The organism is uncultured Kushneria sp. (genome assembly GCF_947497025.1).
Classification (GTDB): Bacteria; Pseudomonadota; Gammaproteobacteria; order Pseudomonadales; family Halomonadaceae; genus Kushneria.
This window is the reverse complement of record NZ_CANMFC010000001.1, coordinates 707719-716483: the sequence shown is the minus strand read 5'-3', so window position 1 is coordinate 716483 and position 8765 is coordinate 707719. Positions and strand designations below refer to the sequence as shown.

The window sequence follows — 8765 nt, the reverse complement described above, 5'->3', positions numbered from 1 at the left end:
AAACAATCACCTGCCAGACTTCCCCGCCGCCTCGTCGCCGTGTGCTCCGTGGCAGCGGATGCGTACTTTATAGATCACCCCGGGATCGCGCAACCCCTTTCGGGAAAAAGATTCACTTTTCTGTCACGACAGCAGGCGGACGAAGCGCAATCAGCAATTCAGGCAGATGGTGTACGACGCGACAGCGCCCTTCCATTGCTTTTTGACAGGTCTCGATCGTCGTCCAAGGACATGGCATAGCGTTCGGCCACCGTCTGCCTGGCCGCAATCACGTGTCGGCGCATCAATTGCTCGGCCAGCTCCTCATCGCCGGAAGCAATGGCATCCACAATCCGGTGATGCTCTATAAAGGCACGCTGCGGTCGCCCGCCTCTGGCACTGTATTGAGTACGATAAAGCCTTACCAGATAGTAGAGATCATCACACAGGGTGGTCATGAGCATTCGATTGTGGCTACCGCGCACAATCAGGTAATGGAAATCGAGATCACCCTCGCGCTGATAGTAGGCTTCAGCCTGATCCAGATCGCCCTGCTCTTCATGAGCCACCAGTACATCACGCAGCGCCTGGACTTCATCGGTGGTCATGTGTCGCGCCGCCAGCCTGGCTGCCATGCTCTCCAGCGCCTCACGCATGTCAAAAAGCTCAAGGAGTTCGCGCATCGACAGCTTGACGACTCTGGCACCTACATGAGGTTCACGTTCGATCAGGCGGTGCGCTTCCAGTCGGCGCATGGCCTCACGCAACGGGCCACGTGAAATACCATAAGTCTGGGCAAGGCCAGGCTCGGTAATTTTGCTGCCTGCCGGCAGCTCACCACGAACAATGGCATCCTGAAGCTGTTGAAAGACTCGCTCAGCAAGCGTTCGCGCCTCGAGAGGAATCTCGCCGGAAGAAGTCGTTGAAGTCATGGTTATTGTCAACAATCAGGGAAATGCCATCACAGTACGACATACGGCACGCAAAGACCAAAGTTCCAGCATCACTTCGTCAACACGGCTCAAACAGATAGCGCCGGTTCCTATCATGGACTGTTAGACTTTCCGCCCCGTTAAAGCCTGCGATACATGATCATGTCTTCCTATCAATTGCTGCTTCACCCCCTCCCCTACCATGCGGACCCGGCCGCCTGGTTTGAAAGGCTTCGCCATCGCCGTGGGGCGATACTGCTGGATAATGGCCGCCCTTATACGCAGACCGGGCGCTTTGACATCATGAGCAGTGACCCGACCGCCGTGCTTGAGGTGGACGCCAGGGGCCAGTACCACTGCACGGAAGCACTTTTTGCTGCCACGTCACTGGAGGCTCAACGCGAGCTTTTGAAGCATCTCGAGACAACGCCCCCGGAGACAGCCGAGGATGTCCCCTTTATCGGGGGGCTCATGGGTTACTGGAGTTATGACTTTGGACGCCTGCTCGAGAGACTCGAAAGTCATGCCATTGCAGACATTGATCTCCCCCTGGCCAGACTCGGGCTTTATGATTGGGCCCTGATTCAGGACCATCAACGCCAGTGCAGCTATCTGGTTGCAACGGCTGAACGTCGTGATCAGGTGCTGGCATGGCTGGAAGCGGCAATCGATCAAAAAGATACCACCTTTTCCCTGACCTCTCCCTTTACGGCCGACATCAATCGAGCAACTTACGGCGAACGCTTTCGAAGAGTCAGTAACTATCTACATGCCGGAGACTGCTATCAGGTTAATCTGGCCCAGCGTTTTCAGGCGCAGTGTCAGGGAGACAGCTGGGAAGCCTGGCGCCGGTTACGCCAGGCTACGCCTGCCCCATTTGGGGCCTGGCTTTCATGGCAGGGTGAAGACGGGCGCGAGCGCAGCATCATGTCACTCTCGCCCGAACGCTTCCTGCATCTACAGGATCGAAAGCTGACCACCAGCCCCATCAAGGGCACGCGACCTAGAGGCCAGACAGCCGAAGAGGATCAGCAGCTGGCCGATGAACTGCTCGCCAGTCTCAAGGATCGTACCGAGAACGTCATGATCGTGGACCTGTTGCGCAACGACCTTGGGCGGGTCTGCCGGGCCGGTACGGTACGCGTACCGGCACTGGCTGCCCTTGAAAGCTATCGCAACGTTCATCATCTGGTCAGCACCATTACGGGCGAGCTGGGCCCGTCACTTGATGCCATCGACGCACTGGCCGCCGCGTTTCCCGGTGGTTCCATCACCGGTGCCCCCCGTATTCGGGCCATGGATATCATCGATGAACTGGAGGCCACTCGTCGCGGCCCCTATTGCGGCAGCATCGGCTATATCGATCAGCGCGGCGACATGCATACGTCGATTGCCATTCGCACACTCTATAGAGAAGACAATACCCTTTATGTGTGGGGCGGCGGTGGGCTGGTCGCTGACTCCGATGAAGAAAGTGAATTCATCGAGACGATCGACAAGATTCGCCACCTCATGCAGGCGCTGACATAAACGCGCCTGTACGCTCAGGCGAGCGATGTTTATGATTGATAACCATTCCAATCACCACGGGCGCCCCCCTGCCCGCTGCACGAGAATGCCGATGAGCGCTGGTAGCCCCACATGACAGTCACCGCCCCTACTACAGACACCAGTATCGACAAGTATCTTCAACGGCGACGACGACACTACTGGCTACTGGCCATCACGGCAGTGCTGACGCTGTGCTCATTGATTGTTGATGTGGCGACCGGTCCGGGGCAATACGGACTTGGCGATATTGTGCGTGCCATCGTGTCACCGGATGATGCCCCCCGGGCCATCGCGATCATCGTGTGGGAAATCCGTTTGCCGGTGGCATTGATGGCCATCATGGTCGGCATGTCACTGGCCAGTGCCGGCGCCGAGATGCAGACCATCCTCAACAACCCGCTGGCCGACCCCTTTACACTGGGCATTTCGGCAGCGGCAAGCTTTGGTGCAGCGCTCGCCATTGTACTGGGCGTATCGCTTTTCCCCGCTGCCAGCGAACTGCTGACCACACTCAACGCCTTTATCATGGCCATGGTGGCCTCGCTCCTGATCTGGCTGGTCAGCCGTTTGCGCGGCGTCAGCGTACAGACCATGGTGTTGATGGGGATCGCCTTGATGTTCTTTTTCAACGCCACACTTGGCATTCTCCAGTACGTGGCGTCGGCTGAATCCCTCCAGCAGCTGGTGTTCTGGTCGCTGGGGTCACTGTCGCGTGCCAGCTGGTCCAAGATCGGTATCGTGACGGCGGCACTTGTGATCACGCTGCCCATCTTCTTTGTCGCCGGCTGGCGCCTGACGGCCCTTCGCATGGGCGATCTTCAGGCCCGTGCACTGGGCGTCAATGTGGGTCGTCTGCGTCTGACCGTACTGCTTTGCAGTTCGCTGCTGGCGGCCACGGCCGTGGCCTTTGTCGGCATCATTGGATTTATTGGACTGGTAGGACCGCATATTGCCCGCATGCTGGTCGGTGAAGATCAACGCGTGTTTCTGCCCATGTCGGCGCTGACAGGGGCCCTTTTAATGTCATTGACCTCGATCGTTTCCAAGACGCTGATTCCAGGCGTCCTGCTGCCTGTGGGCATTATCACGGCACTGATCGGCCTGCCGTTTTTTGTCTCCCTGATTTTGAAGAGCCGGCGCGAGGTGTGGGGATGAGCCTCAGGGTTGAATCACTGTCAGTACGTTTCGGGCGTACCCAAATTCTGGATAACGTCAGTGGCCTGGAGGCACGCCCGGGAGAGCTGACAGCCCTGATCGGGCCCAACGGCGCCGGCAAGTCCACGCTATTGAAATCCATTGCCGGCATTGAGCGGTCCACCGGCCATATCAGCCTCGATGACATGGCGCTGGATACGCTGGACATTGCTCAGCGTGCCGGACGGATCTATTACCTGCCGCAGGATATTACGTCACGTGCAGCCCTTAGCGTGTTTGAAGCCGTCCTGCTGGCGCGACGCACCACGCACCAAACCGATCGCCAGCAGGATCTGACGCGAGTGCAGCATACCCTGCAGACGCTGGAACTCGAGCAGTATGCCGAGCGCGACCTTGGTCAACTCTCCGGCGGACAGCGTCAGCGGGTCGCCATTGCTCAGGCCGTGGTCCGGGAACCCAGGGTACTGATGCTCGATGAGCCGACCAGTGCACTGGATCTGCACCATCAACTACAGGTACTCGAATGGCTGGTGGCCCTGGCCCGGGAGCAGCAGATGATCATTGTCATCGCCATCCATGACCTGAGCCTGGCAGCGCGCTTTTCCCGCCACATGTGGCTCATGGGCACAGGGGGAAAGGTGTGCGCCATTGGCGCGCCCGAGCAGGTGCTGACCGAAGAGCGCCTGCGAGAGGTCTACGCCATCAGGGCCCATGTTGAATGGCCCGAAGGGGAGCCACCGCGCGTGACGCCACTGGCTGCTACACGCCAGCTGGGCATGCAGGAGCGCGGACAGGACTTCTAAACTTCGAACCAAATGATATTGGGGAGAGCACTGAATGGTTTGCTATCGTGCCTGCCAAACGGTCCTGCAAGGGCCATCTGCCATTGATGACGGAGTCACCGAATGTCGCTGAATATTGATGAAATCAATGAAAGGCTGGGCAATGATCCTCAGGCACTGGTGGAGTGGGCACTGTCTCTCGACAAGCGCCCCATCTGCACCACCAATTTTCGCCCCTTTGAAGCCGTCATTCTTCATATGGTGACGCAGGCTCGTCCTGACATTCCGATTGTCTGGATGGATTCAGGCTATAACACGCCTGCCACCTATCAGTTTGCCGACGAGGTGAGCCAGAAGCTCGGCCTTAACCGCATTCTCTATCTGCCCCTGCGATCACGCGCCCATCGCGAAGCCGTGGAAGGGCCGACGCCCTCTCTGGATGATCCGCGCCATGAAGCCTTCACCAAAGAAGTCAAGCTCGAGCCCTTTGAGCGCGCCCTGCGTGAAACCAACCCGGGCGTCTGGTTTACGGCCCTGCGTGCTTCCGACACGGCTACCCGCGCTCAGATGCAGCCGGTCAGCATCAACCAGGACGGTCTGATCAAGGTGGCGCCGGTGCTGCACTGGAGCAGCAAGGACATGCATGACTATCTGGTCAAGCACGACCTGCCCAACAACTTTGACTACTTTGATCCGACCAAGGGTGAAGAAACCCGTGAGTGCGGGCTGCACCTGCAGCACTGACGCACCTTGAATGACAGGCCGTCAGAGGCATCAACAAAAAAGGCTCGCCATATATTGGCGAGCCTTTTTTGTTGATTCGTAAGCCCGATTACCTGACAGGCAGCTCAATGTGTTCAAAGAGGGCGTTTTCAGCGTGCGGTCCCGACTCAAGTGCGGCCTCGACCGTGTCACGATCAAGATGGGCGGCAAACTCGTGGATAAAATCGAACATGTAATTGCGCATGAAGGTACCGCGACGAATACCGATTCGAGTCACCGAGCTTTCGAACAGATGGCTGGCATCGATGGCGACCAGGTCATGGTCTGCCACCGGGTCAATCGCCATATGAGCAACGATTCCCACCCCAAGCCCCAGTCGAACATAGGTCTTGATGACATCGGAATCTGCCGCTGTCAGTACCACATTGGGCGTAATGCCGTGTGACTTGAAGGCATCATCGAGCTGCGAGCGCCCCGTAAAGCCAAAGGTGTAGGTCACCAGCGGATGATCACCGAGCGCCTCAAGCGTCAGGTTGCGTATTCCTTCCAGCGGATGCCCCCTGGGCACCAGAACACAGCGGTTCCAGCGATAACAGGGCAACAGAATCAAATCGTTGAACAGATCCAGAGATTCAGTGCAGATGGCAAAGTCCGCCATACCTTCACAGACCATCTGGGCAATCTGGCGCGGCGTGCCCTGCTGCATATGCAGGGCAACATCCGGATAGCGCCGAGTAAAACCACTGATGACAGCAGGCAGGGCATATCGCGCCTGAGTGTGGGTAGTGGCGATGGAGAGACTGCCGCGGCGATCGTCACTGAACTCCTGCGCCACATGGCGGATATCATCCACCTTGCGAAGCACCTCACCGGCAAGCTCAACGATGGGCTTGCCGGCAGGGGTGATTCTTGTCAGATGTTTGCCGCTTCGTGCAAAAATTTCGACGCCCAACTCATCTTCCAGCAACCGTATCTGTTTGGAAATACCGGGCTGAGACGTAAAAAGGCTCTGTGCCGTGGCAGACACATTCAGATTATGCCGGGAAACTTCCCAGATATAGCGAAGCTGCTGAAGTTTCAAGGCATTAACCTCCTGAAAAGCGGGCCTGAAAACCGGATAAGGGTAGGCTTAAAATCGACTGCTAATGCTATCAGGGTCTAAAATAATGAACAATCATTCCTTTTCAGAATAAAGAATTATCCCTAGATTCCTGCTGCGCAATGCTCTTGCCAACGCCACGGGATTTAGAATGTCATTTATCGATTTTCTGCTTTATGTACTTGCCGGCGCAGGTGTCGGTATCGCGGTGGGGCTCTCTGGCATCGGCGGCGGCTCACTGATGACGCCCATTCTGCTGACTTTCGGATTTCCTCCCCATATCGCCGTGGGCACGGATCTTTTATACGCCGCCTTTACCAAGATCAGCGGTATCTTCAGTCATCAGAGGCAGGGGCATATCGACTGGAAAGTCATGTTGCGACTGTCCATGGGCAGTGTTCCTGCTGCGATTCTGACCGTCTTTTTACTTAACCGTTTTTTTACTGGCGCGCATGACTACAGCGGACTGATTACCACTACCCTGGGCATCATGTTGATCCTGACGGCCGCCGTACTGATCTTCAAGACACCACTTCAGCGCTGGACCGGCCAGGGGGATCGCTGGGTCAATCGACACGTGGCGCCCCTGACCGTGGCCGCGGGAATTGTACTGGGCGTGTGCGTTACGCTGTCATCGGTGGGCGCCGGCGTATTTGGCACGGCGGTATTGATGCTGCTTTATCCCTTCTTCTCTTCGGGTCGCATTGTGGGTACCGATATCGCCCACGCCGTGCCTCTGACGCTGGTGGCCGGGGGCGGGCATCTGCTGCTGGGCAACGTGGATTTTGCCCTTCTGCTGGCGCTGCTGGTCGGTTCCATACCTGCCATCCATGTGGGCGCATGGCTTTCAAAATACCTGCCGGACAATCTGCTGCGGGGCATGCTGACACTGCTGCTGCTGAGCATGGGCATTCGGTATGCGTTTTTTTGAACAGGAAAGCGGCATTAATCGCTTTGTTCAATGAGTACCATCGCAGAGACACATTTGCCTCGCTCACCGCGACCCGCTACCATCCCTTGTATACAGCCTGTACATGCAATCACTGGAGTAAATCATGGCTAACAATGTTGACGTTACCAGCGCCAATTTCGACCAGGAAGTCATGCAGGCTGACAAGCCTGTACTGCTGAAGTTCTGGGCCCCGTGGTGCGGCCCCTGCAAGATGATGGCCCCGGTGGTCGACGAAGTTGCAGAAGAGAAGTCGGGCGAGCTCAAGGTGGTCAGCATCAATGTTGACGATGCTCAGGATATTGCCGCGGAACAGGGCGTTCGTGGTGTCCCAACCGTCATGATGTTCAAGGACGGCGCCAAGGTGGCCTCGCTGGTGGGCGCACAGTCCAAGACACAGCTGGTGCAATTCATCGATCAAAACGCCTGATCAAATGCCTGATCAGTTAAAAACGCTCCCCGGCGGGGAGCGTTTTTTTATGCCAATTACCTGGCGATGGCGTCCCTCAATCCTCTGTAGGCATCCCTTCCCTTGCTCGTCGCCGCCGCTCCCGGTTGGGACCCATCAATATCGAAATCCAGCGCGTATCAGGATGGCTATCGAGCAGGATCTTGAGTGACATGGTCAGGGGGACCGACAAAAAAAGCCCTACCGGCCCGAAAAGCCAGCCCCAGAATACCAGCGACATGAAAGCCGCCAGTGTAGACATTCCCAGCGTCTGCCCCATGATGCGAGGCTCGATGAGATTGCCCAGCACAAAATTGATCGTGATATAGGCACCGCTGAGAATGGCTGCCTTGACGACACCGCCTTCCGGCATGATCAAGGTCAGAAGCACTGCCGGCACCGCTGCGATGATCGAACCAATATTGGGAATAAAATTGAGGAAAAACCCCAGCACCCCCCACAACAACGCAAAGTCGACCTGAAGGATCAGGCAGCAGGCGGCAATGAGCGCGCCGGTAATGGCACTGATCACCGTCTTCACCAGCAAGTAGCGCTGTAGCGTTCTGGAAAAATGGGTAAAGCGCGCAAGGCTCCCATGAGGCTGTTTAATGGCCTGAGAAAGCTTGTAGGGAAAATCCAGCGTCTCATAAAGGATAAAAATAATCAGAATGCCGATGATGCCAAGCTGAGTAATAAAGTTGCCGATTCCCCCCAAAAGCGACGGCAGGGAATCCATGAGCATGCCGGGGTCCAGAGTATCCTGTAGCGCTTTCGCATCAAACGGCAGCCCCAAAGCATCAAACCACCGCAGCAGCCCTGCATAGTGTTCACTCAGCGACTCCTCAAGCGCCGGCAGCTGATCGACCAGATCTCCCAGACGCGCCATCACCAGCCAGATCAACAGACCACCTGCCAGCGTCACGACAAACAGCACACAAAGGATCGACAGGTTGACGCTCACACCTCGCCCGTGGAGCCATTTAATCGGGCGAGAGCACAGGATGGCAATAAACAGGGATAGCAGCACCGGAATGAACAGGCCCGCCCCCAGCTTCAGACCAGTCACGATGATGACCAGCGAGGCAAAGGTGAGTATCAGGTGGTAGGGAAAATGGTGCTGATCCTGCTCAGGGTCGCTTTTCATGTC

9 protein-coding genes are annotated in these 8765 nt (G+C 56.9%); 6 read left to right on the top strand and 3 right to left on the bottom strand.

Annotation, left to right across the window (positions count from 1 at the left end):
* Nucleotides 1–158: 158 nt before the first annotated feature.
* On the bottom strand, nucleotides 159–911 hold the full coding sequence (locus tag Q0931_RS03305; RefSeq protein WP_299257212.1) for a GntR family transcriptional regulator: 753 nt from the start codon (nucleotides 909–911) through the stop codon (nucleotides 159–161).
* Between the two features lie 162 nt (nucleotides 912–1073).
* Here Q0931_RS03305 and pabB point away from each other — a divergent pair, with 162 nt between their 5' ends.
* The 4 genes from pabB (at nucleotide 1074) to Q0931_RS03285 (ending at nucleotide 5143) form a co-directional block, all read left to right on the top strand.
* The gene (gene pabB, locus Q0931_RS03300; RefSeq protein ID WP_299257210.1) at nucleotides 1074–2441 is read left to right on the top strand and encodes an aminodeoxychorismate synthase component I; all 1368 of its coding nucleotides are present in this window, start codon (nucleotides 1074–1076) and stop codon (nucleotides 2439–2441) included.
* A gap of 111 nt (nucleotides 2442–2552) precedes the next feature.
* The gene (locus tag Q0931_RS03295) at nucleotides 2553–3617 is read left to right on the top strand and encodes an iron ABC transporter permease (RefSeq protein WP_299257208.1); all 1065 of its coding nucleotides are present in this window, start codon (nucleotides 2553–2555) and stop codon (nucleotides 3615–3617) included.
* Nucleotides 3614–4420 (top strand): ABC transporter ATP-binding protein, encoded by an 807-nt coding sequence (locus tag Q0931_RS03290; RefSeq protein ID WP_299257206.1) that lies wholly within the window; start codon nucleotides 3614–3616, stop codon nucleotides 4418–4420. Before Q0931_RS03295 ends, Q0931_RS03290 begins: the two co-directional genes overlap by 4 nt.
* 102 nt (nucleotides 4421–4522) lie before the next feature.
* Complete coding sequence (locus Q0931_RS03285) at nucleotides 4523–5143, top strand: phosphoadenosine phosphosulfate reductase family protein (RefSeq protein WP_299257204.1); 621 nt, start codon at nucleotides 4523–4525, stop codon at nucleotides 5141–5143.
* 88 nt (nucleotides 5144–5231) lie between these two features.
* Here Q0931_RS03285 and cysB read toward each other — a convergent pair whose 3' ends face one another.
* Nucleotides 5232–6203 (bottom strand): HTH-type transcriptional regulator CysB, encoded by a 972-nt coding sequence (gene cysB / locus Q0931_RS03280; protein ID WP_299257202.1) that lies wholly within the window; start codon nucleotides 6201–6203, stop codon nucleotides 5232–5234.
* 169 nt (nucleotides 6204–6372) lie between these two features.
* On the opposite strand from cysB, the gene Q0931_RS03275 reads away from it, so the two are divergent.
* Nucleotides 6373–7152: a sulfite exporter TauE/SafE family protein gene (locus Q0931_RS03275; protein ID WP_366941562.1), complete on the top strand. Its 780-nt coding sequence runs from the start codon at nucleotides 6373–6375 to the stop codon at nucleotides 7150–7152.
* A 124-nt stretch (nucleotides 7153–7276) separates the two neighbouring features.
* Nucleotides 7277–7600: a thioredoxin gene (gene trxA / locus Q0931_RS03270; RefSeq protein ID WP_108843362.1), complete on the top strand. Its 324-nt coding sequence runs from the start codon at nucleotides 7277–7279 to the stop codon at nucleotides 7598–7600.
* 76 nt (nucleotides 7601–7676) lie between these two features.
* Here trxA and Q0931_RS03265 read toward each other — a convergent pair whose 3' ends face one another.
* Nucleotides 7677–8762, bottom strand: coding sequence for an AI-2E family transporter (locus Q0931_RS03265; protein WP_299257198.1), 1086 nt, complete (start codon nucleotides 8760–8762; stop codon nucleotides 7677–7679).
* Nucleotides 8763–8765: the final 3 nt, after the last annotated feature.

Coding starts and splice junctions, on each gene's coding strand:
- trxA (WP_108843362.1), top strand. CDS start 7,277: ATGGCTAACAATGTTGACGTTACCAGCGCCAATTTCGACCAGGAAGTC.
- Q0931_RS03295 (WP_299257208.1), top strand. CDS start 2,553: ATGACAGTCACCGCCCCTACTACAGACACCAGTATCGACAAGTATCTT.
- Q0931_RS03265 (WP_299257198.1), bottom strand. CDS start 8,762: ATGAAAAGCGACCCTGAGCAGGATCAGCACCATTTTCCCTACCACCTG.
- pabB (WP_299257210.1), top strand. CDS start 1,074: ATGTCTTCCTATCAATTGCTGCTTCACCCCCTCCCCTACCATGCGGAC.
- Q0931_RS03305 (WP_299257212.1), bottom strand. CDS start 911: ATGACTTCAACGACTTCTTCCGGCGAGATTCCTCTCGAGGCGCGAACG.
- Q0931_RS03290 (WP_299257206.1), top strand. CDS start 3,614: ATGAGCCTCAGGGTTGAATCACTGTCAGTACGTTTCGGGCGTACCCAA.
- Q0931_RS03275 (WP_366941562.1), top strand. CDS start 6,373: ATGTCATTTATCGATTTTCTGCTTTATGTACTTGCCGGCGCAGGTGTC.
- Q0931_RS03285 (WP_299257204.1), top strand. CDS start 4,523: ATGTCGCTGAATATTGATGAAATCAATGAAAGGCTGGGCAATGATCCT.